The following is a 25019-nucleotide window of genomic DNA, read 5'->3' as shown; positions in this document are numbered from 1 at the left end:
ATCAGTCATGCGAGCCGTGCGAAGGACGCGGCGAGGCGGGTAGCGGGTGCAGCCCGCCACCGCCGGAACCTCCGTGGGACGGCGCAGCCGGATGGGCCGCCGAAACGAAGTCTTCTCCGTGCGGCACGTCGCCGTGCAACTTGAGCGGACGGTTGCCCGCGAGGCGGCGCATCAGCACATAGAACACTGGCGTCAGGAACAGGCCGAAGGCCGTCACGCCGATCATCCCGGCGAACACCGCCACGCCCATGGCCTTGCGCATCTCCGAGCCCGCGCCGGTCGACAGCACGAGGGGCAGCACACCCATCACGAAGGCCAGCGAGGTCATGAGAATCGGGCGCAGGCGCAGGCGGCTGGCTTCGATCGCAGCCTGGATGGGCGTGCGTCCGGCGAACTCGAGCTCCCGTGCGAACTCCACGATCAGGATCGCGTTCTTCGCGCTCAGCCCCACCAGCACGATCAACCCGATCTGCGTGAAGACGTTGTTGTCACCCCCCGATATCCATACGCCCGTCATCGCGGCCAGGATGCCCATGGGCACGATCAGGATGATGGCGATCGGCAGCGTCAGGCTTTCGTACTGCGCGGCAAGCACCAGGAACACCAGCAGGATGGCCAGCGGGAACACCAGGAAGGCGGAGTTGCCGGCCAGGATTTCCTGGTAGGTCAGCTCGGTCCACTCGAAGCTCACGCCCTTGGGCAGCGTCTCGGCCGCGATCTTGGTGATCGCGTCCTGCGCCTGGCCCGACGAATAGCCGGGCGCCGGCCCGCCGTTGATGTCGGCCGCGAGGTAGCCGTTGTAGCGCATGGCGCGTTCCGGGCCGAAGGTCGAGTTGACCTTCATCAGCGCGGACAGCGGCACCATCTCGCCCGAGGTCGAGCGCACCTTCAGCATGCCCACGTCTTCGGCACGGGCGCGGTAAGGCGCATCGGCCTGCACCCGCACGCTGTACGTGCGGCCGAACTTGTTGAAGTCGTTCGCATACAGGCTGCCGAGGTAGATCTGCATGGTGTCGAAGATGTCCGTCACCGGCACGCCGAGCTGGCGCGCCTTGGTGCGGTCGATGTCCGCATACAGCTGCGGCACGTTGACCTGCCAGCTCGTGAACATGCCCGTGAGCTCAGGGGCGGCATACGCCTTGGCCATGAAGGCTTTCACCGCCGCGTCCATCTGGTCGTAGCCGACCGAGGCGCGGTCTTCGATCTGCAGCTTGAAGCCGCCCGTGGTGCCCAGGCCCGCCACCGGCGGGGGCGGGAACATCACGATGAACGCATCCTGGATGCTGGCGAAGGCGCCGTTGAGCTGCCCGGCCACCGCACCGCCGCTCTGGTCGGGGCGCTTGCGCTGGTCGAAGGGCTTGAGCGTGGCAAACACGATGCCGGAGTTCGAGCTGTTGGTGAAACCGTTGATCGACAGGCCCGGGAAGGCAATGGCGTCTTCCACGTTCGGGTTCTTCTTCATGATCTCGCCCATGCGCTGGATCACCTCGTCGGTGCGGTCGAGCGTGGCGCCGTCGGGCAGCTGGGCAAAACCGATCAGGTATTGCTTGTCCTGCGCCGGCACGAAGCCGCTGGGCACCGCCTTGAAGAGACCGAAGGTCACGCCGATCAGCGCGAGGTAGATCACCAGCATCAGCGTCTTGCGCGAGATCACGCTCTTGACGCCGCCGCTGTACGCTTCCGAACCACGGCTGAAGAGCTTGTTGAAGCCGCGGAACAGCCAGCCGAAGGCCTTGTCCATGCCGCGCGTCAGCGCGTCCTTGGGAGCATCGTGGCTGCGCAGAAGCAAGGCGGCGAGCGCGGGCGACAGCGTGAGCGAGTTGATGGCCGAGATCACCGTCGAGATCGCGATCGTCACCGCGAACTGGCGGTAGAACTGACCCGTGAGGCCGCTGATGAAGGCGAGCGGCACGAACACGGCCACCAGCACCAGCGCGATCGCGATGATGGGGCCCGACACTTCGCGCATCGCACGGTAAGTGGCTTCACGCGGCGTGAGCCCCGCCTCGATGTTGCGCTCGACGTTTTCCACCACCACGATGGCGTCGTCCACCACGATGCCGATGGCCAGCACCAGCCCGAACAGGCTCAGCGCATTGATCGAGAAACCGAGGACGTGCAGCACCGCGAAGGTGCCGATCACCGACACCGGTACGGCCAGCAGGGGAATGATCGACGCGCGCCAGGTCTGCAGGAACAGGATCACGACCAGCACCACCAGCATGATGGCTTCGAGCAGCGTGTGGATCACCGATTCGATCGATGCACGCACGAACTGCGTCGGGTCGTAGGCGATGCGGTATTCCAGCCCTTCCGGCATGTTCTTGTTGAGCTCGGCCATCGTCTTGCGCACGTTCGACGAGATGTCGAGCGCATTGGAGCCCGGCGCCTGGAACACGCCCATGCCCACGGCCGGGTCGTTGTTCAGGAGCGAACGCAGCGAGTAGTCGGCGGCGCCCATCTCGAGGCGGCCGATGTCGCGCAGGCGGGTCACGGCGCCGTCGGTGCCGCTCTTGACGATGATGTCGCCGAACTCTTCCTCGCTCTGCAGGCGCCCTTGCGCATTGATCGAGAGCTGCATGTCCACGCCCGAGAGGCCCGGCGATGCGCCGACCACGCCGGCCGCGGCCTGCACGTTCTGGCCGCGGATCGCAGCCACCACGTCGCTGGCCGAGAGGCCGCGCTGCGCAACCTTCTGCGGGTCGAGCCAGACGCGCATCGAGTAGTCGCCGCCGCCGAAGATCTGCACCTGGCCCACGCCTTCGATGCGCGCGAGCGGGTCCTTGACGTTCAGCACCGCGTAGTTGCGCAGGTAGTTGATGTCGTAGCGGTTGTTCGGCGAGACGAGGTGGACCACCATCGTCAGGTCGGGCGCGCTCTTGACGGTCGTGATGCCGAGGCGGCGCACTTCCTCCGGCAGGCGCGGCTCGGCTTGCGAGACGCGGTTCTGCACGAGCTGCTGTGCCTTGTCGGGATCGGTGCCGAGGCGGAAGGTCACCGTCAGCGTCAACACGCCGTCGGTGGTCGCCTGGCTGCCCATGTAGAGCATGCCTTCGACGCCGTTGATCTGCTCTTCGAGCGGCGTTGCAACGGTTTCGGCAATCACCTTCGGGTTGGCGCCCGGATACTGGGCTCGCACCACCACGGAGGGCGGCGCGACTTCCGGGTACTCCGAAATCGGCAGCCCCCGCAGCGCGATCAGGCCGGCTATCAGTATCAATAGCGACAGCACGCCGGCAAAGATCGGCCGGTCGATGAAGAATTTAGAGAGATTCATGTTGTTTCTCCGGCGAGCGCCAGGGCGCTCCCTCCGTGATCAGGACTTTGCGGCCTCGGCCACGCGTTCCGGTTGTTGTTGCTTCGTATCGGCCTTGGCGTCCATCGTCACGGTCTGCGGCACCACCAGCGCGCCGGGGCGGATGTGCTGCAGGCCGTTGACCACCACGCGATCGCCGGCCTTCAGGCCCTTGCTCACGACACGCAGCCCGTTGATCGACGCGCCGAGCGTCACTTCGCGATACATCGCCTTGTTGTCGTCGCCAACGACCAGCACGAACTTCTTGTTCTGGTCGGTGCCGATGGCGCGTTCGCTCACCAGCAGCGCGGAGTCGCTGCGTGCCTGGCCCATGCGGATGCGGGCGAACTGGCCGGGGATGAGCGCGCCGTCCTTGTTGTCGAAGGAGGCACGCACGCGCACCGTGCCGCTGCGGGCATCGACCTGGTTGTCGATCAGCTGCAGCTTGCCCAGGAAAGGCGTGCCGTCGACGCCGGCGGTGCCCATCTGCACGGGAATGCTCTCGATCTGGCCGCGGGCGCTGGAGCCGCTCGGCAAGTCCTTCAGGGCCCGCGTGATCACCTGCTCGTCGGCATCGAAGCTCGCGTAGATCGGGCTCACCGACACCAGCGTGGTCAGCACCGGCGCGCCGGGGCCGGCGGCCACCAGGTTGCCCACGGTCACCTCGAGCTTGCCGATGCGGCCCGACACCGGCGCACGCACCTGCGTGTAGCCCAGGTTCAGGCGCGCCGACTGCAGCGACGCTTGCGAGGCGCGCAGGTTGGCGTCGGCCTCGCGGCTGGCGTTCACGCGCTCGTCATATTCGCGTTGGGCGATGGCTTGCTGGTCCCACAGGCGCTTGGCACGCTCCTGCTCGCTGCGGCTGAACGCCTGGCGGGCCTGTGCCGATGCCACCTGCGCTTCGGCACGCTCCACTTCGGCGGCATACGGTGCGGGATCGATGGTGATCAGCAGGTCGCCCTGCTTCACCAGCGCGCCTTCGCGAAAGTGCACCGCCTGCACGGCGCCCGCCACGCGGGAACGCACGTCCACCCGCTGCACCGCCTCGAGCCGGCCCGAGAACTCGTCCCAGGCGTTGATCTCGCTCGACGCCACGGCCGCCACCGACACCGGCGTGCCCTGCTGCGCCGCGGCGGGCGCCGTGGCCTCGGCCTTGAAGCTGTGCATGCCCAGCACCCCGGCGGCCACGGCCAGCACTGCGGTGAGGCCGGTCACGGCGGGCCACAGGCCCTTGCGGGCGACGGAAGACAGTTTTTGATTGTTGTTCGACATGATGATTCGTCCTTCTCGATGACTTTTTGGGATGCAACAGGCCATCCCGGTGCTTGTGGCACCAGGAGGCGGAATTCGAAAACGACCGGGGTTACCGGTGGGCCGAGGGGCGGCGTCGCGTCGTCAGCCAGGCTGCCGCGACCGGCCCGCCTAGCTGGGCTTGGGTGCTACCGGAGGCGGCGTGGTGGCACTGAAAAACTCGCGGAAATGCTGCTGGATGCTGGCCTCGCAGGCTGCACAACCCGAGGGCTCGGGGTCGTACAGGGCTTTGGGCCAATTCGCGGCGCCGGGCAGCACGCTGCTCGTGACGTCGATGCCGGCCGCGCGCAGGCGTCCGGCAAAAGTCATGGCCTCGTCGCGCATCGCATCGTCCTGCCCCACCAGCACCAGGGCAGGCGCCAGGGACGACAGCCGGAGCGATCCGCTCGGCACCGCGTACGGGTGCATCGCATTCGACGGGCAGCTCAGGTATTTTTCCCAGCCCTTGGCCCAGCGGCATTCGGCCTCGTCGTTGGTGGCCTTGCGCAGCGAAGCCGTGCCCGCGCACGGATCGAGCATGGGCGACAGCAGGATCTGCCCGGCCAGCGGCGGATGCGCCCGGTCGCGGGCGATCAGCGCCACACCGGCCGCCAGGTTGCCGCCGGCTTCTTCACCGGCCAGGTACACCTGGGCGCCCTTGCCGCCGAGCTTCACGCGCTGCTTGTAGAGCCACTCGAGCGCGGCATAGCCCACTTCGATGGGCTCGGGGAACGGCGATTCGGGCGCCAGCGGATAAGCCACCGACACCACCACCGCGCCCGCGCCGGCCAAAAGCCGGGCCACGTTGCGCCCGTTGTCCAGGTTGCCGCAAATGAAGGTGCCGCCATGGAAATGCAGCACCAGCGGTACGGTTTCGCCCCGGGGACGTTGTCCGTATACCCGGGCACCCACGGGCTCGCGGCCGGGCAGCTCGATCGAAAGATCGGCTTCCACGCCTTCTGCCGCGGCGAGAGCAGCGGCTTCGGCAGAGCGGGACGATGGGCGGGGTGACATGGAAGCAACCTCAGGAGGATTGGCGATAGTCGAAATATAAGGCGGCCAGTGTGGCGTTAAACGGGCAACATGCCCCTACTCTGTTTCCAAACCGCTAACAATCCGGGAAACGCTGTGGGATTGTCACCTTGTGTGAGAATCCGCGTCCTCCCGGCAATGGCCGGGTTCCCAGGAACAGTCATCAATGGATCAAATCCAGGCAATGCGGATCTTTGTCCGCGTGGTGGAAGCAGGCACGTTCACCCGGGCGGCGGACTCGCTCGCCCTGCCCAAGGGTACGGTCACCAAGCAGATCCAGGCGCTGGAATCTCGCCTGCGGGTGAAGCTGCTCAACCGCACCACGCGGCGCGTGACCGTGACGCCGGATGGTGCGGCCTACTACGAGCGCGCGGCGCGCCTGCTGAACGACTTCGACGACATCGAAGCGAGCATGACCAACGCACAGGCCAACCCCACGGGCCGGCTGCGCATCGACGTCGGCACCTCGGTGGCGCGGCTCATCATCCTGCCCGCCCTGGCCACCTTCTGCGACCGCTACCCCGAGATCCAGGTCGACCTGGGCGTGAGCGACCGCACGGTCGACCTCATCACCGACAACGTCGACTGCGTGATCCGGGCCGGCGAACTCAGCGACCAGTCCCTGGTGGCCCGGCGCATCGGCACCCTGCACTTCGTGACCGTGGCGTCGCCGGCCTACGTCAAGCGCTACGGCATTCCGCAGCATCCCAACGACATCGAAAAGCGCCACCACGTGGTGAGCTATTTTTCGGGCAGCACGCGGCGCATCTACCCCCACGAGTTCAAGAAGGGCGACGAGTCCATCGAGCTCAACGGGCCCTACCGCGTGTCGGTCAACGAGAGCAACGCCCACATGGCGGCCGTGCTCGGCGGCTTCGGCATTTCGCAGTGCATCACCTTCATGGCCGAGCCGCTGCTGGAAAGCGGCGAACTGATCGAGGTGCTGCCCGAGTGGCGCCGCGACCCGCTGCCGATTCACGTGGTGTACCCGCCCAACCGCCATCTGAGCGCGAAGGTGCGGGCGTTCGTGGACTGGGCGGCCGAGCTGTTTGCGAAGAACCCGCGGCTGCAGCGGCGATGAGTTCGTTCGCTGCCTGCCGCCTCAATCGGCCGCAGCGAACACCGGCTCGCAGCGCACCTCGGTCTTCACCGAGTTGGCAATGAAGCATTCTTCGTGCGCCCGGTGGTGCATGTGCTCGATCTGCTCGCGCGTGGGCAGGTTGTCGCCCGAGAACGTGACCTCCGGCCGGAGCGTGACCACCGTCATCGCGAGCCTGCCTTCGGCGTTCTTTTCCATGATGCCGGTCGCCGCGTCGAAGTAGCGGTCGACGTTGAACTTGCGCTTCATTGCCATGGTGAGGAACCACAGCATGTGGCAGCTCGACAGCGAAGCGACGAACGCTTCTTCGGGATCGACCGCCGCCGCATCGGAAAATGGCAGCGGCACCACGTGCGGCGACGAGGAGCCGGGCACTTCCGCGCCGCCATCGAAGCGCATCGAATGCCTTCGGCTGTAGGTGTTGCCGAGGAAGTCCTGGTCGCCTCGCTGCCAGAGGATTTGTGCGGTGTACGGGGCCATGCCTTTGCTCTCCAACGCCAGATGGTGGCCGCTATTTTGCGTCAGGAGGCCATCGGGTCGCGCCCCTCAAACGCCCATCAGCTTCACCAGCAACGGCACCAGCAGCGCCGTCGCAATGCCATTGAGGCCCAGCGCCAATGCGGAGAACGCGCCGGCCGTTTCGTTCACCTGGATGGCGCGCGCGGTGCCGATGCCATGCGCCGCCATGCCCACCGCGAAACCGCGCACCGCGGGCTCCTCGATGCGCAGCAGGTTCAAGAGGCCGGTTGCCATGATGGCGCCCGAGATGCCCGCGACGGCAGCCGCCACGGCGGCGAGCGACGGCAGCCCGCCGATCTTTTCGGCCACGCCCATCGCGATCGGCATGGTGGCCGACTTGGGTGCGAGCGACATCATCAGTTCGTGCGATCCGCCCAGCGCCCAGGCGATGCCAACGGCCGACACTATGGCCGCCACCGAGCCCACCAGCAGCGCCACGCCGATCGGCAGCCACAGGCGGCGCAGCCGCGCGAGCTGGCCATGAAGCGGCACCGCGAGCGCCACAGTGGCCGGCCCGATCAGGAAGTGCACGAACTTGGCGCCTTCGAAATACGTGTCGTAAGGCGTGCGCGTGACGAGCAGCACGCTCACGATCGCAATCACCGACACCAGCACCGGATTGACCGCGGGGTTGGCGCCGCTGCGCCTGTGCAGCCACAGCGCGCCGAGGTAGGCCAGCAGCGTGAGCGACAGCCACAGCAGTGGCGACTGCGCGAGAAAGACCCAGATGTCGGACAGCTTTGCGGGTGAAGTCATTCCGCGTCCTTGCCCGTGATGCGGATCATCCAGCGCAAGGTGAGCGCGGTCACGGTCATGGTGAAGGCCGCTCCCACGATGCCGGCCGCGAGGAACGGAAGCCATTCGCGCCCCACCCGCTCGAAATGCAGCATGACGCCGGTCACGGCGGGAATGAACAGCAGCATGAGGTTGCGCAGCAGATGGCCCGAGGTCGCGCTCAACGCGTCGGGCACGCCGCCGCGAACGAGCAGCACGATGAAGAGCAGCAGCATGCCGATCAGCGGACCCGGGATCGGCAGGCCGAGCCACTGCACGAGCAGCTCGCCGGCCAGTTGGCAAAGAAAGAGCGTGGTGATGGCGTAGAGCATGCGGATGTCCTGCGGATCGGGTTGATCTTCAATGTTCGGCCGAGGCAGCAACGGCGCGCGTCCAGGCTTCTTTCAGCGCCTGCTGGCTCTGCGGCGGCAGCACGCCCAGCCGCACGTACCCCGGCAGGCCGAAGGAAGCGCAGTCGCGCAGTTTGACGCCTTCGGCGCGCAAAGCGGCGGCCAGTCGAGGGTATGGCGCATCGGTGCGCGCGCAGAAGAAGTTGGCGTCGCCCGGCAGGCATTGCCACCCCAGCGATTCGCAGAGGGTGCGCTGCTGCGCTTTCCAGGCCTGCAAGGTGTGCAGGCTCTGCGCGAGCCAGGCCTGGGCTTCGGTGCCGATCCAGGTTTCGAGCAGCGCCACGCCGTGGGCGCCAACCGGCCACGACGGGGCCAGGCGCTGGAGGCGCTGCAACAATGGTACGGCCGCAGCGTCATCGGGTGCGATGGCGTAGGCCGCGCGAACGCCGGTGAGGCCCATCGCCTTGTTGGGTGTCCACAGCTGCCACACGCGGTTTCGCTCGGTTGCATCGAGCGATGCCGTGCCTTCGAGGCGCAGCGGTTCATAGGCCAGGTCGAGCACGCAGAGGCCGCCGGCCCTGGTGTGCAGTGTGAGATCGGGCTGAGCCTGGCCGAGCGGGCTCGACGGTTCGCAGCACCATCGCAGCGCCGCCTCGCCGGGCGGCGCCGGAAAGCGCGGCACCCGCAGGCCCCAAGCCAAGGCCGCGCGCTCGTAGTCGCCATAGCTGTGCGCGGGCAGCCACGCTTCGCGGCCACCGCCCTGCGCGAAGGCGGCGCTGATGCGGTGGATGAATTCGCTGGCGCTGGCCGCGATCACGATGCGCTCCGTTGCCACGCCATGGAAGCGCGCCAGTGCGCCGCGCAACCGCACATAGGCAGGGTCCGGATAGTGGGCCGCATCGGCCGCGCGCAGCGCGGCCAGGACGGCGGGGCACGACCCCGTGGCATTGCCGTTGGTCGAAAAATCGTGCCACGGCGTGCCGCCCTCATCAGGGCCGCCATGCACCGCACCATCGAGCGTTTCGTCTTCCTGGGTCATGCCCGTCTCGTGATCGCGAAGATGGCCAATGATGCACACACCGCCAACGCCAGCGCCGCCCTGCCGCCCCATCGCGCAGCACGCCGCATATCGGCCGCTTCGGCCTGCCGGCCTTCGGCATTCAAGGCGTAGACGCCCGGCTTGGCGAGCCGCACACCGAGCAGCAGCGCCATGGCCGCCATCGGCCAGCCGCTGTTGGGCGACGGCGTGCGGCGCGCCTCGCGTGCCACGCCCGCGGGCCATTGCCACGCCGCGAGCGCGAGCAGCCATACCGTGAGCCGCGCCGGCAGCCACGAGAGCACGTCGTCGGCGCGCGCCGCCCATTTTCCGAACCAGGTCCAGTCGCGGCCATTGCGTTCGCCGTGATAGCCCCACATGGCGTCGGCCGTGTTGGCGAAGCGATAGACCGCCGCGCCCGGCAAGCCCAGCAGCACGAACCAGAACAATGGCGCCACGAGCGAATCGTTGAGGTTCTCGGCCAGCGATTCGATGGCGCTTTCGCGAACTTCGCGTTCGCTGAGCACGGAGACATCGCGGCTCACCAGCCGTGCGAGCTGCGCGCGGCCCGCTTCGAGCGAAACCGCCAGTGCCGCCTCGACCGCCAGCACCTCGCCGCGCAGCATGCGCCACGCGAAGAGCGGCTTCAGCGCGAGCGCCAGCACCAGGGCCGCCGCCCATCCGGGCAGCCATTGCGCGGCGCCTTTCTGCAATGCCAGCGCCAGCGCGCCGGCCAGCATCGCGCCCGCGCTCCATGCCAGCGCGCCGGCGATGAAGAGCCTCGGATCGCGCGGCTTCGCATCGGCCGCACGCGGGGCCATGCGGTCACCGATCGAGCCGAGGTAGTGCCCCATCCACACCACGGGATGCCAGCGCACGGCAGGCTCACCCAGCCAGCGGTCGACGGCCAAGGCAAGCCACAGGGCCGCGACGGCTGCCGAGGCAGGGGCGAAAAAAGCGGCGGACATGCCTCCGGCAGCGGCTCAGTCCTCGATGCCGCGCTGCGCCGGAATGCCGGCCTTGAATGCGTGCTTGACCATGGCCATCTCGGTCACGGTGTCGGCCAGTTCGACAATCTCCGGCGGGCAGCGGCGGCCGGTGAGCACCACGTGCACATGCTTGGGCCGCTCGCGCAGCGTTTCGAGCACGCCTTCGAGCGGCAGCCAGCCGTAGATCAGCGGATAGGTGATCTCGTCGAGCACCACCAGGAAGAACTCGCCGGAAAGAATGGCCGCCCGGGCCTTTTCCCAGCCGTCGCGCGCCAGCTGGGCCGAGTGCTCGAGGTCCTGGCTCTTCCAGCTGAAGCCGTCGCCCAAGCCCTCGATCGGGATGCCGATCTGCTCGAACATGCGGTGCTCGCCGAAGCGCGCCGAGGGCACTTTCATGAACTGGTAGATCTTCACCGCCTTGCCGCGGCCGTGCGCGCGCAGCGCCAGGCCGAAGGCCGCGGTGCTCTTGCCCTTGCCGTCGCCGGTGTTGACGATGACGATGCCGCGGCGTTCGCCTTCGGCCTTGTCGTACGGCTTCTCGCTGGGGGGAGTTTCGATTTGCATGATGTATGTAGGCCTTGTGTTGATGCTCGTCAGTTCGGCAGCGCGATCCACTGATCGGCCACGCGGTGCACGCGGATGCGATGGTCGAACACCTGCTCGAGCGCGGCGTGGGTGGCCGGATCGCTGCTGCCGCCATGGTGCACCACGCGGCCGTGGTTCATCACCACCAGTTCGTCGGCGGCCAGCGCCATTGGGAGTTCATGCAGCACGCTGACCACGGTGCGACCCTCGGCCACCAGGGCGCGCGTGGTCTGCATCCAGTCCGCCTGGTGCGGGGGGTCGAGGTTGGCAAGCGGCTCGTCCATCAAGAGCAGTTCGGCCTCCACGGCAAGCGCGCGGGCGAGCAGCACGCGCTGGCGCTCGCCGCCCGAGAGCTGGCCGAGCGGCCGTTCGCGCCACTCCCAGGCCTGGGTGCTGCGCAGCGCGCGCTCCACCGCTTCGCGGTCGGCCTTGCTCGGCGCGGCGAGCCAGCGCTGGTGCGGCAGGCGGCCGAGCATGGCAATGTCGTAGACCATCAGGTCGTCGGCACTGCCCTCGCCCGCCGCGCCGCTCTGGCCCAGCCATGAAAGGCGCTGTGCGCGCACGCGGCCCGGCACCTTGTCCGCCGCTTCGCCGAAAAGAAAGACGTCGCCGCGGTGCGCGAGCAGGCCCGCAAGCGCCTTGAGCAAGGTCGACTTGCCCGCGCCGTTCGGACCGACCACGCTGGTCCAGCGCGCGGCGCCGAGCTTCAGGTGGATGCCGTGCAGCACCTCGGCGGTGCCGAGCGTGGCGCTCACGCCGCGGGCTTCGAGTGCCGGGATATGACCGCTCATGCCACACCGCCCCGCGCGCTGCGCCTGTGCATCAGCCACAGCAGGTAGCTGCCGCCGAGCACGGCCGTGAGCACGCCCACAGGCAGTTCCTGCGGCGCAATGAGCCAGCGCGCCAACAGGTCGGCAGCCATCAGCAGCAAGCCGCCCATCCCAGCCGACAGCACGATCAATCCCGCGTGCGTGGTCTTGACCACGGAGCGCACGAGGTGCGGCGCGGCGAGCCCCACGAAAGCGATCAGGCCGGTCTGCGCCACGGCCGCGCCGGTGGCCAATGCGAGCACCACCACCAACGCGGCGCGCATCGCACCCAGCGGGAGGCCCAGGCTGCGGACCGTCGCTTCTCCGAGTGCAAGTCCGTCGAGCACCGGCGCGAGCGCCCAGGCCAGCAAAAGGCACACCGCGCCGACTGCGCCCATCACTGCGCATGCGCTCCAGCCGACCAGGCCGGTGCTGCCCAGGATGAAGCCCTGCAAGGCCTGCAGGATGTCGGCCGAGGCGATGGTGATCAGGTCCTTGGCGGCGCCGAGCACCACGCCGACGATCACGCCGGCGAGCAGCAGCCGCAATGTCTGCTGCACTCCCCGCGCCAGCATCAGCGTGAGCATCACGGCGCACACCGCCCCCACGAAGGCCGCGCCTGTGAGTCCCAGCCGCATCGCCCATTGCATGCTGGCGGCCGAGCCGCCGAACAGCAGGAGCGCCACGGCCACGCCCAGCGAGGCGCCCGAGGCGCTGCCGAGCAGATAGGGATCGGCCAGCGGATTGCGGAACAGGCCCTGGGCCACCGAACCCGCGAGGCCGAGCAATGCGCCTGCCAGCCACGCGCCGAGCGTGCGCGGCAGCCGGATGTCCCAGACGATCTGTAGCGCCACCGCATCGTGCCGCGCCGCCAGCAGGCTTTGGAAGCCGGTGCTGCCGATGCCCAGGCCGAACACGGCCAATGCGCCGCCCACGCCCAGCAGGGCCATGCCGAAGAGCCAGACGCGGCGCCGATGATGTGTGTGCATGAGATCCGCGCGGCTCAACCGGCCTTCTCCGCGATGCAACGGGCCATGAGCCTTGCGGCCTCGTCCATGCGCGGGCCGGGGCGCACGAGCACGTCGGCCTCTGCGGCATCGAAGCGGCAGATGCGCCCTTCGCGCACCGCGCGTATTCCGCTCCAGCCCGGGCGCTGCTCCATGCCCGCCGCGCTGCGGACGCTGACCATGATGAGATCGGGATTGGCGCGCACCACGTATTCGGGATTGAGCTTGGGAAAGGGTCCGAGCGAAGCCGGCACGATGTTCTTCATGCCCAGCCGCGTGAGCGTCTCGCCGATGAACGAGGACTCGCCGGCCGCATACGGCGCGCTGTTGACCTCGAAGTAGACGCGCTGGCCCTTCGCGCCGGCCGGCAGCGCCTGTGCCGCGGCCGACACGCTGGCATCGATCGCGCGCCAGATGTTCGCCGCCTCGTGGGTGCCGAGCACCTGGTCGAGCTTGTCGAGCACGCGCCGCACGTCGGCATGGCTCTTGGGTTCGAGCACCAGCACCTTGAGGCCCAGTGCCTCGAGCCGCTGCGTCACGCGCGACGACTTGGCAAGCAGCACCGCATCGGGCCGCAGCGCGACGATGGCTTCGACGTTGGGATCGAGGCCGCCGCCCAGTCGAGGCAAGGCAAGCACTTCGTTCGGCGAGTTGGAATAGTTGTCGACGCCCACCAGCCGGGAACACGCACCCAGCGCGCAGACCCCTTCGGTCAATGACGGCAGCAGCGTGACGATGCGCTGCGGCGGCTGCGGCAAGCTGACCGTCACGCCGCGCTCGTCGACCACATCGAGGGCGTGCGCAGCCAGCCCGAAAACGCCCAGGCCGATGGCAAGCGAGAAAGAGCGAATCCAGTTTCTTGTCATGCGGCAGGCGCCTTCAAGGTCAGCGGCAATCCGGCCACCATCAGCGTGACCCGGGCGCACGCGGCCGCCACGTCCTGGTTCAGCCGGCCCAGCGCGTCGACGAAGGCCCGCGTTTCGCCGCCAAGCGGAATCACGCCCAGGCCGATCTCGTTGCCGACCAGGACCACCGGTCCGCGTGCTTCGCGCAGTGCGACCAGCAGCATGGCGACATGCGTCGCCGGCGTGCGCGTGATCGGCCTTGCCGATTCGGAGCGCAGCGGCATCAGCAAATTGGTGAGCCAGAGCGTGAGGCAGTCGATCACCACCAGCGTGTCGGCCGCGCTCTGGGTGACGATTTCGCGCGCCAGTTCGATGGGCTCTTCCACGGTGCGCATGTCGGGCACGCGCTGCGCGCGGTCGGCCTGGTGGCGTACGATGCGCGCACGCATTTCGTCGTCGTGGGCCTGGCCCGTGGCAATGAGCACGGCGCGCCGCGTTGCGGGCGCTTCGGCCAGCCAGTCGACGGCGCGCTGTTCGGCACGCCGCGACTTGCCGCTCTTCTGGCCGCCAAGGATGAGTTCGTGCTCAAGCATGGGCATGCGCGTTTTCCTCCGGGGTTTCGCGGTCGAGCTCGATCGGCGCAGCACTGAACAGCCTGGCGGTGGCTTCGGGACTGGAAGCAAACCACGCGTGGAAATAGCTCGCACGCACCGGGCCGTGCACGTAGAAGGCCTCGCCGCCGCGTGCGCCCGCGGCGGCATCGGGCCGGCCAGTGAGCGCCGCCGGCATGAGCGGTGTCTCGCAGCTCGAATAGTGGAAGGTGTGTCCGCGCAGCAGGTCGGCGCCCAACCTGAGTTGCTGGGGACCCAGTGCAGCCAGCCGTTTTTGCATCGTCACGCGGCCCGGCAGCAGGCCCCAGAGCAGGTGCGATGCGCCGTCGGCTGTTTGCAGCTCCTCGAACAGCGCCATCATGCCGCCGCATTCGGCCCATACCGGCTTGTCCGCCGCGACGTGCGCGGCAAGCGCGTCACGCAGCGCGGCGCGGGCCGACAGCGCCTTGGCATGCAGCTCGGGATAGCCGCCGGGCAGCCAGACCGCATCGCATGCGGGCAGCGCATCTCCGGCGAGCGGCGAGAAAAAAACGACCCGCGCACCCAATGCCGCGAGCACGCCGAGGTTGGCGGGATAGATGAAGGCAAAAGCCGCATCGCGCGCGACGGCGATGGTGCGGCCGTCGAGCATGGGAGCGATGCGTGGCTCCGGCCCGGCCGCGGGCGCCTCGAAGCGGACCTGCGGCAATTCCTGAAGTGCGCGCCGGCCGAGGGGCGTTGTGGCGATCGCGTCGGCGGCCGCATCGAGCCGCGCCATCGCGTCGCCGAGTTCATGCGCGGCGACCAGGCCCAGGTGCCGCTCGGGCAGCGCGAAATCGGCTCCGCGCGGCAAGGCGCCGAGCCATTGCGCGGGTTCGCGCAGGGCTTCTTCGAGCATGCCGGCATGCCGCTCGCTTGCCACGCGGTTGGCCAGCACGCCGGCCCATGGCAGCGCGGGCCGAAAGTTCTGCAGTCCATAAGCCAGCGCACCGAAGGTACCGGCCATGGCTTGGGCATCGATCACCGCGAGTACGGGCAGACCGAAGCGCTCGGCCAGGTCCGCTGCGCTGGGGTTGCCGTCGAACAGGCCCATCACGCCTTCGACGATCAGCAAATCGGCCTCGCCGGCCGCCGCATGCAGCCGCCGCCGGCAATCCGCCTCGCCGGTCATCCACAGGTCGAGCGAATGCACCGGCGCACCACTCGCAAGCGCCAACCAGTGCGGGTCGAGAAAGTCGGGCCCGCACTTGAAGACCCGCACGCGTCGGCCCTGGCGCGTGTGCAGCCGCGCCAGGGCGGCCGCCACGGTGGTCTTGCCCTGCCCCGAAGCCGGCGCCGCCACCAGCACGGCGGCGCAGGTGTGCCCTGCGGCCTGTTCGTCGTCCGCGTCGGGTTGGCTTATTGCGGTGTCCACTTCAGGCCGATGTAAGCGTTGCGGCCGCCGGTGGCGTAGCCGCGTGCAAGCGTGTAGTCCTTGTCGCCCACATTGTCGACGCGGGCCACCAGGCCGATGTCGCGCGTGATCTGCGTGCTGGCCACCAGGTTCAGCACGGTGTAGCCGCCCAGGGTGCGGGTATTGGCCCCGTCGTCGTAGCGCTTGCTCGACGATTGCACCTCCGCGCCCAGCGTCCAGCCGGCGATGCGCCAGTCGGCGCCCAGCGTGCCGTGGCGGCGGGCGCGGCGCGCCAGCAGGAGGTCGGTGTCCAGGTCGCGCGGATCCTGGAAATCGGCCGATGCGCGCAAGGTCACGTCGCCGATGCGGTGGCCGCCCGACAGCGTCACGCCCTGGTAGCGGGCGCGCGCAGTACTTGCATAGCAGCCGAAGCCGGAGCGGCAGTTGGTGGCCGAGCCGTCGAACACGATCAGGTTGTTGACGCGGTTCTGGTAGACCACGATGCCCGCATGCGTGCCGCCGTCGGTGTACCGCAGGCCCAGCTCGACGTTGCGGCCCGACTCGGGCTTGAGGCTAGGCGTGCCGTATTCGCTGAAGCGCTGGTACAGCGTCGGCGCGCGGAAAGACGTTCCGGCCGACACGGTGGCGCGCAGCCTGGGCGTGATCGAGAAGCCGTAGGCCGCGCTGCCGGTGGTCTTGCCGCCGAATTCGCTGTCGTCGTCGCGGCGCACGTGCAGCTGGAGCGAATGCGCGCCCTGCACGAAGCCGTAGCCGAGCGAGACCGCATCCTGCGAGCGCTTGCTCGCGAGCAGGCCGCTGAAGAGGGTCGGCGCATTTTCCAGCGCGTCTTCGCGGCGTTCGAGCGTGGCCGTCACCAGGTGCGGGCCAAAGCGGAATTCGTTCTGGAACAGGTAGCCGCGAAGGTTCGTCTCGGTGCGATAGAACGAGGGCTGCGTCTTGTAGACCGATTGCGAATCGGTGACCTGTACGCGCGTGCTGTAGACGTCGTTCCACTTGGCCGACCACGAAAGCCCGGCCGTGCGCAGCGTGTTGTTGCCGATGTCGTTCTTGAACTGGATCGGCGGCCGGGTCCTGGAGCTGACAAGCGCGTCGTAGCCCGCTTCCATGTCGCTGTAGAGCAGCGTGGCGTCGAGTCGTTGGTCGGGGGTGAGCTGGTAGCCCAGACGCAGGTTGCCGGCATTGCTGCGATAGCCGTCGCGGTCGGGGCTGGTGTAACCGTCCCTCGAGGGCGTGCGCTTGTCCAGAGGCTGCACGTTGAAGCCCCTGCTCTCTTCATGCGCGACACCCAGCGAATAGTCCAGAGCGCCGGACTTGCCGCTCACGCCAGCCTCGGCCTTGCGCAGGCCATGGCTGCCGAAGCCGATGCCCGCATAGGGGGACACGCCTTCTTCGCCGCGCTTGGTGAAGAGCTGGATCACGCCGCCCACGGCGTCGGAGCCGTACACCGCGGCAGCCGGGCCGCGCAGCACTTCGATGCGATCGATCTGCGAGAGCGGGATGCTCTCCCACCCGGCGCCACCGGTCGATTGCGAATCGACGCGCACGCCATCGACGTACACGGCCGTGAAGCGCGTCTCTGCGCCGCGGATGAAGAGGCTGGTGGTATTGCCCACGCCGCCGTTGCGCGTGATCTCGATGCCCGGCAGTCGCGCCAGCACATCGGCCACGCCGACCGCGCCGCTGCGCTCGATGGTCTGCCGGTCGATGACCGACACGTCGCCCACCAGGTCCGACAGCGGCTGCGGCGTGCGGTTGGCCGTGACCACCGTTTCGCCGAGCACAGGGGCGGCTGCGACTTGCTGCGCATGCACAGCCAGGGGCAGTTGAAGCAGCGCCATGCCGCCGAAAGCGGACGCCAGCGCCAGCGGCAGGCAGGCAAGGCGGCGACGGCGCGCGGGAACACGGCCGAGGGAAAGGGAACCACAGGAAGTCATGAATGGAGCGAACGAACGTCTATGCCCGTCGCCGGCCTCCCCGCCAGCGCTTGGGCGCAATGGCTGCCTCGTGCATCGAAATCGATCGTGCATGCGGCAGCCGCCTCGTTGGCCGGTATCCGGGCTGGCAGTGCGACCTCACCGCCTTCCCAGGTGCCTGTTTCAGGGCACCCAGTGGCTGGATGGATGAGGTTGACGCTTGCGGCGTCGACTGCTTGACCGTTGCGGGGGCAGCGCAGGCGGCTTCGGCCCTGTTCCGTTCCCGGGGGCGTTCACTCCTGCTTCCCGTTGAACCGCGGCGTGTGAACCACGCCGCAGGCACCAACGAGCAGGATTTTAGGGCCTGCGACGGCGCAGTAAGCCAAAAGTTGCGCCGTCCGTTGTTCGGCGGGAAACTACAATCGCCAACCATGCCCGCCTCCAGCCCCATCGACCAGATCGCCGAGCGTGTGGAACGCCTGCTCGTGCGTCATGAAGAGGTGCAGCGCACCAATGCGCTGCTGCAGGAGCAGGTCGAAGCGCTCACGCGCGAGCGCGACGCACTCAAGTCGCGGCTTGCCGCGGCCCGCACGCGCCTCGATGCGCTGCTCGAGCGGCTGCCGGCCGAACCACCTTCCGAAGATTCCCCCGCATGAAGCAGATCGAAGTTCAGATCATGGGCCAGAGCTATCTGCTCGGCTGTCCCGATGGCGGCGAGGCGCAGCTGCGCGAAGCCGTCGATCGCGTGGACGCGGCCATGTGCAAGATCCGCGATGCAGGCAAGGTAAAGGCACGCGACCGCATCGCAGTGCTGGCCTCGTTGAACCTGGCTTTCGACCTGGCCGCACAGCAGACCGCCGCCGCGGCTGCAGCGGCATCCGCACCTGCTGCTGCGGCTCCCGCGGGTGAGGCCGGCGAAGCCGATGCCAAGGCCGCGCAACTCATCCAGAAACTCGATCAAGCCCTCGCGGGCGATGATCATTTACTCTGAGCTGCGGCGTCCGGTCCGCCGGGGGCGTAAAATGCGAAGTGTCTGCGGTGCGCGTCGGGCTTAATATTTCCTTGTTCCAATGCTCTCCGGAGCCGGGCTTGGTACATCGCTTGACGGGCGTGATCATCTCGCGTTAGATGAACCCGAAGTCTTGCTGCCCTCGCCCACCTGAACCCTGGTTCAGGATGCGGGTTCGGCGCCCACTTGCAGACACCTTTTTCTGTTCGAACGGCCCCTGCATGCGCTGCACGGGGCCGTTGCTTTTTTTCAAGGCCCCGCTGCGTGACTTCCCTGCTCGACCCCCTCCTGATCGCCGAATTGGCCGCGCTCGGCCTGGGCACCGGTTTTCTGGCGGGCCTGCTCGGCATCGGCGGCGGGATGCTCATGGTGCCGTTCATCACGATCATCATGGGCCATCGCGGAGTTGCTTCCGATCTTGCGGTGAAGATGGCGATCGCCACCTCGATGGCCACGATCATCTTCACCTCGGTGTCCAGCGTGCGCGCGCACCACAAGCGCGGCGCGGTGCGCTGGGACATCGTGCGGCGCCTTGCGCCCGGCATCGTCATCGGCAGCCTGCTGGGCAGCCTTGGCGTGTTCGCGCTGCTCAAGGGCACCGTACTGGCCATCGTCTTCGCCCTGTTCGTTGGCTTCTCGGCCACGCAGATGTTCCTCGACCGCAAGCCCAAGCCCACGCGCCAGATGCCGGGCACCGCGGGGCAGCTGTCGGCGGGCGGCGCCATCGGCTTCATCTCGGGCCTGGTCGGCGCGGGCGGCGGCTTCGTCAGCGTGCCGTTCATGACCTGGTGCAACATTTCCATCCACAACGCCGTGGCCACCAGCGCGGCGCTCGGCTTTCCGATCGCGGTGGCCAACGTGCTGGGCTACGTGGTCAGCGGGCAGTCGGTGCAGGGCCTGCCGGGCGGCTCGTTCGGGTACATCTGGCTGCCCGCGCTCGCGGTCATTGCAGTGTGCAGCGTGCTCACCGCGCCGCTGGGCGCAAAGGCGGCGCACAACCTGCCGGTGAAGAAACTCAAGCGCGTGTTCGCGAGCATCCTGTACCTGCTGGCGGCCTACATGCTCTGGAAGGGCCTGCAAGGCTAGGGCCTGAAAGCCCCTCGGTTCCCGGGTGACACCCGTTGCGACGCTGGCGCCCCGGCCGTATAACGGTCGCATGAAAATCCTCATCGCCGTCGATGGCAGCGCCTATACGCAAAAGGCGCTCAGCTACCTTCTCGCCAACCGCGCCATGTTCGTGGATGGCCACGAGCTGACCATCGTGCATGTCTGCACCGGCATCTCGGGGCACGTGGCCCGCCACCTCAGCAAAGAGGTGATCGCCGACTACTACGCCGAGGAAAACGCCAAGGTGATCGAGCCCGTGAAGGCACGGTTCGCGGAGAACGGCGTAGCCAACTACGCGGTCGACAAGCGCCACGGCCACGCGGCCGAAGAGATTCTCAAGTCGGCCGCGGCGGCACACGCCGAACTCATCGTGCTGGGCACCCATGGCCACGGCATCTTCGGCCGTGCGTTGATGGGCTCGGTGGCCACCAAGGTGATCTCCGAGACCGACACCACGGTCCTGCTCGTGCAGTAGGCCAGCGCCGGGCCGCCCCTTCTTTCTATTGAACGCGCTGCTGCCGCCACTCGCGCGGCGAGCAGCCGAAGCGTTCTCGGAATGCGCGGCTGAAGTGCGCTGCGTCATTGAAGCCGCGGCCGTAGGCAATGTCGGCCACCGGCCGCCCGGCCAGGCGCGGCTCGAGCAGGTCGCGGCTGCAGGCTTCGAGCCGCCGCTCCCAGATGTATTGCGAAGGCGTGAGCGGCTCGCTCTTGAAGATGCGGTGGATGTGGCTTGCCGACACGCCCAACTCCGCCGCGAGGCTTCCCACCGAAAGTGATGGATCGGCCAGTTGCTCGTCGATGCGGCGCTTCACGCGCGCAAGGTGGTACGCCGTGAGACTGCTCAGCCCCGGCGAGCGCGCAGCGGGCAGCGTCTGCAGACCCGCAACCAGAATGCTTTGCACGCCGTTGGCCACCGCGAGCGCAGAGGCTGGTTGCAGCGTGTCGATGTCTTCGCGCAGCGTGCGGATCATGCCAAGCAGCAGGTGCCCCGCACCCTCGCGGCCCGAGACGGTGGTGGCCGTCAACGCTTCGGTGTCGTGCAGCTCGCTGCGCAGGCGTTCTCCGGGGAGCTTGAGCACGATCTGCTCGAAGGTGTCGTCGAACAGCAGCTCATACGGCCGGGTGCTGTCGTACAGCGCAAAGTCGCCCGCCGCCAGCACGGCATCGCGCCCGTCCTGCCGCACCACGCCATGCCCGCGCGCCTGGATGCTGACCAGGAAGTAATCGTCGCCCGAGCGCGAGATGTGCCCCGGCGTGCGCATGACCTTCTGCGGCCCTGACTTGACCACCGACACGTCCAGGCTCGGCAGGGTGTGGTGGCGGATGCTGCCTTCGAAGTTGCCCGCGCCGCGTTCGCGCACCGGGTCGCACCCGAGCTGCACGTAGACGTTGCAGATCATGTCGGTCCAGTAGGGGAGCCGCTGGTCGCGCGGGACCGCGTCGGTGCTGAGCAACTGGTTCATCGGGGTTCCTTGGGGGAGTCGGCATGCAACGCTGGAACAAGAACGCCGCAAGTTCGGATCAAGGCGTTTCGCGGCGGCGAATCTACGCTTGAAGCAACCCGCATGCCACCGCGCAAACCCGGTGCAAGGTGTGCGAAGTTGTTTCATCACCCCGTTTCTGGAGACCCGCCATGCCCGCCACCGTTCATCCCAAGCTCCGCGTCGCCGCCGTGCAGGCCGCGCCCGTATTCCTCGATCTCGACGGCACCATCGACAAGACCATCGACCTCATGGCCCAGGCAGCCGGCCAGGGCGTGAAGCTCATCGCCTTTCCCGAAACCTGGGTGCCCGGCTATCCCTGGTGGATCTGGCTCGACTCGCCGGCCTGGGGCATGCAGTTCGTGCAGCGCTACCACGACAACGCGCTGGTCGTCGGCTCCGGCGAGTTCGACCGCATCAGGGAAGCCGCGCGCAAGCAGAAGATCTGGGTTTCGCTGGGCTACAGCGAAAAGGCCGCCGGCAGCCTCTACATTGCGCAGGCGCTGTTCGACGACCAGGGCAACACGGTGCAGACGCGCCGCAAGCTCAAGCCCACGCACGTGGAGCGCACCGTGTTCGGGGAAGGCGACGGCTGCGACCTGGCCGTGGTCGAGACACCCATCGGCAACATCGGATCGCTCTCTTGCTGGGAGCATCTTCAGCCGCTCAGCAAGTATGCGATGTATGCACAGAACGAGCAGATCCACTGCGGCGCCTGGCCCAGCTTTTCGCTCTACCGCGGCGCGGCCTACGCGCTCGGCCCCGAGCTCAACAACGCCGCGAGCCAGGTGTACGCGGCCGAGGGTCAGTGCTTCGTCGTGGCACCGTGCGCCACGGTGTCGCAGGCCATGAGCGACCTGATGTGCACCGATGCGGGCAAGCAGCAGATGCTGCGCGTCGGCGGCGGCTTTGCGCGCATCTACGCACCCGACGGCTCGCCGCTCGGCACGCCGCTGGCCGAAGACCAGGAAGGTCTGGTGATCGCCGACATCGACCTGGGAATGATCGCGCTCGCCAAGGCGGCGGCCGACCCAAGCGGCCACTATTCGCGCCCCGACGTCACGCAACTGCTGCTGAACAAGACGCGCCGCGAGCCCGTGGTGCTGCAGCGCGCGCCCGAAGTCGAAGGCGGTGCCTTCGAAGCCATCGTCGCCACACCCGAGGCGGCAGCGGCGCCGCGCCAGCAGCCGCTGGCCGCCTGAAGCACTGGAGCCACACCATGGAATCCGCCATTGCCGAGCACCTGAAGTGTCCCCGCACGCGCCACCGCCGCGTGGAGGACGACTATGCGCCGCCCTATCCCGTCTGGTCGGCACGCGCGCCGGCCGCGGTCAGGCAGGTCGTGATGGGCTATTTCGGCGTGCAGTCGCGCGGGGCCGAAACGCGGGGCCGCGCGTGCGCGGCGCTGATGAAGATCGCAGCCGGCTTCGCCCTGCCCGACGGCCCCGGCCACCACGACTTCGCGCACCATGTCGACGCCGACGGCTACGACAACATGATCGCCATCGCCTACTGGGACGACCCTGCCGCGCACGCTCGCTGGTGCAGGGCGCCCGGCATCGATGCCTGGTGGCGCTCCGACGAGCGGCTGGCGGATGGCCTCGGCTATTTCCGCGAAATCGTTTCGCCGCGTGCCGAGCACTTCGAGACCATGTTCAACACGCCGGACCGCCTCGAAGGCGTCGGCGTGGTGATGGGCGGCGTGAGCGGCGAGCTGCAGGAGCATGGCTACTGGGGTTCGATGCGCGACCGCATCCCGTTGTCGCAGACCGATGCCATGGCGCCTTCGGGCTCGCGCGCCATCATCGCCGGCGCTCCCGCACCGGGGCAGCGCGTGCGCGTGGCGGGCCACGAGAACATCGCGATGATCCGCTCCGGCCAGGAGTGGGCCGACACCACGGGCCAGGAACGCTCGCTCTATCTCGGCGAAATGGAACCCGTGCTGCGCGAGGGCATGGACTTCCTGCGCGACCAGGGCCTGGGCATCGGCTGCTACAGCAACCGCTACATGCATCACCTCGACGCCAACGGTACGCCGCTGGAGAAATCATTCGGCCTGAGCTTCTGGCGCTCGCTCGCCGACATGGAACGCTGGGCCGAATCGCATCCCACGCACGTGGCGATCTTCGGCAGCTTCATGCGCTACGTGCAGGCGCTGAACTTCCAGCTTCAGCTGCGGGTGTACCACGAGGTGTCGGTGCTGAAGGCCGACGAGCAGAGCTACGAATACATCAACTGCCATGCGCGCAGCGGGCTCGTGAACGGGCTGGCGTAGCCTTGTGCGCCTTCGGGTGCGCGCCACCACCCGCCGACGCCGCCAAGGCAGGGCCTAGGCGAACAGCCTCTTGTGCTGATCCCGCAGCAGCGCCTTCTGCACCTTGCCCATGGCGTTGCGCGGCAGTTCGCCGACGACAAAGCAGCGCTTCGGAATCTTGAAGTTCGCGAGCTTCGACTTGAGCTCCGCAACAATGGCATCGGCGTCGAGCGCCCCGCCCGCCTTGGGAATGACGATGGCGACGCCGACTTCGCCGAAGTCGGGGTGCGGCACGCCGACCACGGCGCTCTCGGCCACGCCGGGCAGCTCGTTGATATAGCCCTCGATCTCGGCCGGGTAGACGTTGTAGCCCCCGCTGATGATCAGGTCCTTGCTGCGCCCGACGATGGTGATGTAGCCGCTGCCGTCGATCTTGCCGACGTCGCCGGTCTTGAAGAAACCGTCGGCGGTGAATTCTTCTTTCGTTTTCTCGGGCATGCGCCAGTAACCCACGAACACGTTCGGGCCACTCACCTGGATGTTGCCGATCTCGTCGGTGGTGCAGTCACGGCCGCTGTCGTCGCGCACGCGCAGCCGCACGCCCGGCAGTGCGAAGCCCACGGTGCCGCCGCGGCGCTCGCCCTGCGCGGGGTTGTAGGGGTTGGAAGTGAGCATCACCGTCTCGCTCATGCCGTAGCGCTCGAGAATGGTGTGGCCGGTGCGCTCGCGCCACTCGTCGAAGGTTTCGATGAGCAGCGGCGCGGAACCCGCGACGAAGAGGCGCATGTTGCGCACCGCTTCGCGCGTGAGGCCCGGTTCGGCCAGCAGCCGCACGTAGAGCGTCGGCACGCCCATGAACACAGTGGCTTCCGGCAGCTTCTCGACCACGCGCTTCGGATCGAATTTCGAGAACCAGATCATCTTGCTGCCGTTGAGCAGTGCACCGTGCAACGCGACGAAGAGGCCATGCACATGAAAGATCGGCAGCGCGTGGATCAGCACGTCGCCTTGGGTCCAGCCCCAGTAATCCTTGAGCACCTCGGCGTTCGACAGCAGGTTGCCATGCGTGAGCATCGCGCCCTTGCTGCGGCCGGTGGTGCCGCTGGTGTAGAGGATGGCGGCCAGGTCGTCGGCTTTCCTCTTTGCAATCACGTGCTGGTCGCTGCATTGCGCGGCCGCTTCCAGCAGCGTGCCGGTGCGGTCGTCGTCGAGCGTGAACACGTGCCGCGTGCCCGCCGCATTGGCGATGGGCCTGACCCACGAGGCATTGCGGCTGGTGCACACCACCACGGCCGGTTCGGCGTTGCCGATGAAGTATTCGATCTCGGCGCTTTGATAGGCGGTATTGAGGGGCAGGAACACATAGCCCGCGCGCAGCGTGGCGAGATAGAGAATCATCGCCTCGACCGACTTCTCGACCTGCACCGCAACGCGGGCGCCCTCTTCCAGGCCCAGCGCGCCGAGCAGGTTGGCCATCATGGCGCTGGCACGGTCGAGATCGCGCCACGAATAGAACAGGGCGTTGTCGGTTTCCACCGCAATGCTGTCGAGGTCGGCGGGAAAGGACGCACGCAGGGCGGCGAACAGGTTGGGGTTGGCTTTCGTCTTCATCGGGCAGGTC

General features: G+C 67.9%; 24 protein-coding genes and 1 riboswitch. Of the genes, 7 read left to right on the top strand and 17 right to left on the bottom strand.

The features are described 5' to 3' along the window. Nucleotide 1: 1 nt before the first annotated feature. From ACAM55_RS10070 to ACAM55_RS10060, 3 genes are all read right to left on the bottom strand, one after another. The gene (locus ACAM55_RS10070) at nt 2-3277 is read right to left on the bottom strand and encodes an efflux RND transporter permease subunit (RefSeq protein ID WP_369655877.1); all 3276 of its coding nucleotides are present in this window, start codon (nt 3275-3277) and stop codon (nt 2-4) included. Nucleotides 3278-3316: 39 nt separating this feature from the next. After that, nucleotides 3317-4567, bottom strand: a complete 1251-nt coding sequence (locus ACAM55_RS10065; RefSeq protein ID WP_369655876.1) for an efflux RND transporter periplasmic adaptor subunit — start codon at nt 4565-4567, stop codon at nt 3317-3319. Nucleotides 4568-4717: 150 nt separating this feature from the next. Then, nucleotides 4718-5599: an alpha/beta hydrolase gene (locus ACAM55_RS10060; protein WP_369655875.1), complete on the bottom strand. Its 882-nt coding sequence runs from the start codon at nt 5597-5599 to the stop codon at nt 4718-4720. Between the two features lie 184 nt (nt 5600-5783). On the opposite strand from ACAM55_RS10060, the gene ACAM55_RS10055 reads away from it, so the two are divergent. Beyond that, a complete protein-coding gene (locus ACAM55_RS10055) occupies nt 5784-6698 on the top strand; it encodes a LysR family transcriptional regulator (RefSeq protein ID WP_369655874.1) in 915 nt (304 codons plus the stop codon). 21 nt (nt 6699-6719) lie between these two features. Here the strand turns inward: ACAM55_RS10055 and ACAM55_RS10050 are convergent, their stop codons facing one another. The 12 genes from ACAM55_RS10050 to ACAM55_RS09995 all read right to left on the bottom strand — a co-directional run bounded on the left by ACAM55_RS10050 (nt 6720) and on the right by ACAM55_RS09995 (nt 17568). Next, nucleotides 6720-7196 carry an OsmC family protein gene (locus ACAM55_RS10050; RefSeq protein ID WP_369655873.1) on the bottom strand — a complete coding sequence of 159 codons (477 nt, stop codon included), beginning with the start codon at nt 7194-7196 and terminating at the stop codon, nt 6720-6722. A 66-nt stretch (nt 7197-7262) separates the two neighbouring features. After that, the gene (locus ACAM55_RS10045; protein WP_369655872.1) at nt 7263-7991 is read right to left on the bottom strand and encodes an LrgB family protein; all 729 of its coding nucleotides are present in this window, start codon (nt 7989-7991) and stop codon (nt 7263-7265) included. Beyond that, nucleotides 7988-8341: a CidA/LrgA family protein gene (locus tag ACAM55_RS10040; RefSeq protein WP_369655871.1), complete on the bottom strand. Its 354-nt coding sequence runs from the start codon at nt 8339-8341 to the stop codon at nt 7988-7990. Before ACAM55_RS10040 ends, ACAM55_RS10045 begins: the two co-directional genes overlap by 4 nt. Nucleotides 8342-8369: 28 nt before the next feature. After that, entirely contained in the window at nt 8370-9398 is a 1029-nt protein-coding gene (locus ACAM55_RS10035; RefSeq protein WP_369655870.1) for an aminotransferase class I/II-fold pyridoxal phosphate-dependent enzyme, read from the bottom strand. Continuing rightward, nucleotides 9395-10363, bottom strand: coding sequence for an adenosylcobinamide-phosphate synthase CbiB (cbiB, locus tag ACAM55_RS10030; RefSeq protein ID WP_369655869.1), 969 nt, complete (start codon nt 10361-10363; stop codon nt 9395-9397). Before cbiB ends, ACAM55_RS10035 begins: the two co-directional genes overlap by 4 nt. Before the next feature lie 15 nt (nt 10364-10378). Continuing rightward, nucleotides 10379-10948 (bottom strand): cob(I)yrinic acid a,c-diamide adenosyltransferase, encoded by a 570-nt coding sequence (cobO, locus tag ACAM55_RS10025; protein ID WP_369655868.1) that lies wholly within the window; start codon nt 10946-10948, stop codon nt 10379-10381. Between the two features lie 29 nt (nt 10949-10977). Continuing rightward, on the bottom strand, nt 10978-11760 hold the full coding sequence (locus ACAM55_RS10020; protein WP_369655867.1) for an ABC transporter ATP-binding protein: 783 nt from the start codon (nt 11758-11760) through the stop codon (nt 10978-10980). Next, nucleotides 11757-12767, bottom strand: coding sequence for a FecCD family ABC transporter permease (locus tag ACAM55_RS10015; RefSeq protein ID WP_369655866.1), 1011 nt, complete (start codon nt 12765-12767; stop codon nt 11757-11759). Before ACAM55_RS10015 ends, ACAM55_RS10020 begins: the two co-directional genes overlap by 4 nt. Nucleotides 12768-12781: 14 nt before the next feature. Then, nucleotides 12782-13651: an ABC transporter substrate-binding protein gene (locus ACAM55_RS10010; RefSeq protein ID WP_369655865.1), complete on the bottom strand. Its 870-nt coding sequence runs from the start codon at nt 13649-13651 to the stop codon at nt 12782-12784. Further along, on the bottom strand, nt 13648-14229 hold the full coding sequence (locus ACAM55_RS10005; RefSeq protein WP_369655864.1) for a bifunctional adenosylcobinamide kinase/adenosylcobinamide-phosphate guanylyltransferase: 582 nt from the start codon (nt 14227-14229) through the stop codon (nt 13648-13650). Before ACAM55_RS10005 ends, ACAM55_RS10010 begins: the two co-directional genes overlap by 4 nt. Beyond that, nucleotides 14216-15634 (bottom strand): cobyrinate a,c-diamide synthase, encoded by a 1419-nt coding sequence (locus tag ACAM55_RS10000; protein WP_369655863.1) that lies wholly within the window; start codon nt 15632-15634, stop codon nt 14216-14218. The genes ACAM55_RS10005 and ACAM55_RS10000 overlap by 14 nt, the downstream gene beginning before the upstream one ends. Further along, a complete protein-coding gene (locus ACAM55_RS09995) occupies nt 15619-17568 on the bottom strand; it encodes a TonB-dependent receptor (protein ID WP_369655862.1) in 1950 nt (649 codons plus the stop codon). The genes ACAM55_RS10000 and ACAM55_RS09995 overlap by 16 nt, the downstream gene beginning before the upstream one ends. 92 nt (nt 17569-17660) lie before the next feature. Then, nucleotides 17661-17909, bottom strand: a riboswitch (cobalamin riboswitch). 69 nt (nt 17910-17978) lie between these two features. Between ACAM55_RS09995 and ACAM55_RS09990 the strand changes: the two genes are divergently transcribed. The 4 genes from ACAM55_RS09990 to ACAM55_RS09975 all read left to right on the top strand — a co-directional run bounded on the left by ACAM55_RS09990 (nt 17979) and on the right by ACAM55_RS09975 (nt 20138). Beyond that, a complete protein-coding gene (locus ACAM55_RS09990; RefSeq protein WP_093023459.1) occupies nt 17979-18203 on the top strand; it encodes a DUF904 domain-containing protein in 225 nt (74 codons plus the stop codon). Continuing rightward, a complete protein-coding gene (locus ACAM55_RS09985; RefSeq protein WP_369655861.1) occupies nt 18200-18538 on the top strand; it encodes a cell division protein ZapA in 339 nt (112 codons plus the stop codon). Before ACAM55_RS09990 ends, ACAM55_RS09985 begins: the two co-directional genes overlap by 4 nt. Before the next feature lie 282 nt (nt 18539-18820). Continuing rightward, complete coding sequence (locus tag ACAM55_RS09980) at nt 18821-19642, top strand: sulfite exporter TauE/SafE family protein (protein ID WP_369655860.1); 822 nt, start codon at nt 18821-18823, stop codon at nt 19640-19642. A gap of 70 nt (nt 19643-19712) precedes the next feature. Then, entirely contained in the window at nt 19713-20138 is a 426-nt protein-coding gene (locus ACAM55_RS09975) for a universal stress protein (protein WP_369655859.1), read from the top strand. A 25-nt stretch (nt 20139-20163) separates the two neighbouring features. Here ACAM55_RS09975 and ACAM55_RS09970 read toward each other — a convergent pair whose 3' ends face one another. After that, nucleotides 20164-21126: a helix-turn-helix domain-containing protein gene (locus ACAM55_RS09970; protein WP_369655858.1), complete on the bottom strand. Its 963-nt coding sequence runs from the start codon at nt 21124-21126 to the stop codon at nt 20164-20166. Nucleotides 21127-21296: 170 nt separating this feature from the next. Between ACAM55_RS09970 and ACAM55_RS09965 the strand changes: the two genes are divergently transcribed. Both ACAM55_RS09965 and ACAM55_RS09960 read left to right on the top strand, forming a co-directional pair. After that, nucleotides 21297-22346, top strand: a complete 1050-nt coding sequence (locus tag ACAM55_RS09965; RefSeq protein ID WP_369655857.1) for a carbon-nitrogen hydrolase family protein — start codon at nt 21297-21299, stop codon at nt 22344-22346. A 17-nt stretch (nt 22347-22363) separates the two neighbouring features. Next, complete coding sequence (locus ACAM55_RS09960) at nt 22364-23419, top strand: phenylacetaldoxime dehydratase family protein (RefSeq protein ID WP_369655856.1); 1056 nt, start codon at nt 22364-22366, stop codon at nt 23417-23419. A 54-nt stretch (nt 23420-23473) separates the two neighbouring features. Here the strand turns inward: ACAM55_RS09960 and ACAM55_RS09955 are convergent, their stop codons facing one another. Beyond that, nucleotides 23474-25009 (bottom strand): malonyl-CoA synthase, encoded by a 1536-nt coding sequence (locus ACAM55_RS09955; RefSeq protein WP_369655855.1) that lies wholly within the window; start codon nt 25007-25009, stop codon nt 23474-23476. Nucleotides 25010-25019: the final 10 nt, after the last annotated feature.

This window comes from Variovorax sp. V213 (assembly GCF_041154455.1).
Classification (GTDB): domain Bacteria; phylum Pseudomonadota; class Gammaproteobacteria; order Burkholderiales; family Burkholderiaceae_C; genus Variovorax.
The sequence above is the reverse complement of the archived record's forward strand: the minus strand, read 5'-3'. Positions and strand labels throughout refer to the sequence as shown.

What these genes read in the sequence shown, in the direction of transcription:
- ACAM55_RS09975 (WP_369655859.1), top strand. Translation starts at nt 19,713, where the DNA reads ATGAAAATCCTCATCGCCGTCGATGGCAGCGCCTATACGCAAAAGGCG.
- cbiB (WP_369655869.1), bottom strand. Translation starts at nt 10,363, where the DNA reads ATGTCCGCCGCTTTTTTCGCCCCTGCCTCGGCAGCCGTCGCGGCCCTG.
- ACAM55_RS09965 (WP_369655857.1), top strand. Translation starts at nt 21,297, where the DNA reads ATGCCCGCCACCGTTCATCCCAAGCTCCGCGTCGCCGCCGTGCAGGCC.
- ACAM55_RS10005 (WP_369655864.1), bottom strand. Translation starts at nt 14,229, where the DNA reads ATGCCCATGCTTGAGCACGAACTCATCCTTGGCGGCCAGAAGAGCGGC.
- ACAM55_RS10045 (WP_369655872.1), bottom strand. Translation starts at nt 7,991, where the DNA reads ATGACTTCACCCGCAAAGCTGTCCGACATCTGGGTCTTTCTCGCGCAG.
- ACAM55_RS10040 (WP_369655871.1), bottom strand. Translation starts at nt 8,341, where the DNA reads ATGCTCTACGCCATCACCACGCTCTTTCTTTGCCAACTGGCCGGCGAG.
- ACAM55_RS10035 (WP_369655870.1), bottom strand. Translation starts at nt 9,398, where the DNA reads ATGACCCAGGAAGACGAAACGCTCGATGGTGCGGTGCATGGCGGCCCT.
- ACAM55_RS10015 (WP_369655866.1), bottom strand. Translation starts at nt 12,767, where the DNA reads ATGCACACACATCATCGGCGCCGCGTCTGGCTCTTCGGCATGGCCCTG.
- ACAM55_RS09985 (WP_369655861.1), top strand. Translation starts at nt 18,200, where the DNA reads ATGAAGCAGATCGAAGTTCAGATCATGGGCCAGAGCTATCTGCTCGGC.
- ACAM55_RS10020 (WP_369655867.1), bottom strand. Translation starts at nt 11,760, where the DNA reads ATGAGCGGTCATATCCCGGCACTCGAAGCCCGCGGCGTGAGCGCCACG.
- ACAM55_RS09960 (WP_369655856.1), top strand. Translation starts at nt 22,364, where the DNA reads ATGGAATCCGCCATTGCCGAGCACCTGAAGTGTCCCCGCACGCGCCAC.
- ACAM55_RS10055 (WP_369655874.1), top strand. Translation starts at nt 5,784, where the DNA reads ATGGATCAAATCCAGGCAATGCGGATCTTTGTCCGCGTGGTGGAAGCA.
- ACAM55_RS10050 (WP_369655873.1), bottom strand. Translation starts at nt 7,196, where the DNA reads ATGGCCCCGTACACCGCACAAATCCTCTGGCAGCGAGGCGACCAGGAC.
- ACAM55_RS10060 (WP_369655875.1), bottom strand. Translation starts at nt 5,599, where the DNA reads ATGTCACCCCGCCCATCGTCCCGCTCTGCCGAAGCCGCTGCTCTCGCC.
- ACAM55_RS10010 (WP_369655865.1), bottom strand. Translation starts at nt 13,651, where the DNA reads ATGACAAGAAACTGGATTCGCTCTTTCTCGCTTGCCATCGGCCTGGGC.
- ACAM55_RS09955 (WP_369655855.1), bottom strand. Translation starts at nt 25,009, where the DNA reads ATGAAGACGAAAGCCAACCCCAACCTGTTCGCCGCCCTGCGTGCGTCC.
- ACAM55_RS10070 (WP_369655877.1), bottom strand. Translation starts at nt 3,277, where the DNA reads ATGAATCTCTCTAAATTCTTCATCGACCGGCCGATCTTTGCCGGCGTG.
- ACAM55_RS10065 (WP_369655876.1), bottom strand. Translation starts at nt 4,567, where the DNA reads ATGTCGAACAACAATCAAAAACTGTCTTCCGTCGCCCGCAAGGGCCTG.
- ACAM55_RS09990 (WP_093023459.1), top strand. Translation starts at nt 17,979, where the DNA reads ATGCCCGCCTCCAGCCCCATCGACCAGATCGCCGAGCGTGTGGAACGC.
- cobO (WP_369655868.1), bottom strand. Translation starts at nt 10,948, where the DNA reads ATGCAAATCGAAACTCCCCCCAGCGAGAAGCCGTACGACAAGGCCGAA.
- ACAM55_RS09995 (WP_369655862.1), bottom strand. Translation starts at nt 17,568, where the DNA reads ATGACTTCCTGTGGTTCCCTTTCCCTCGGCCGTGTTCCCGCGCGCCGT.
- ACAM55_RS09970 (WP_369655858.1), bottom strand. Translation starts at nt 21,126, where the DNA reads ATGAACCAGTTGCTCAGCACCGACGCGGTCCCGCGCGACCAGCGGCTC.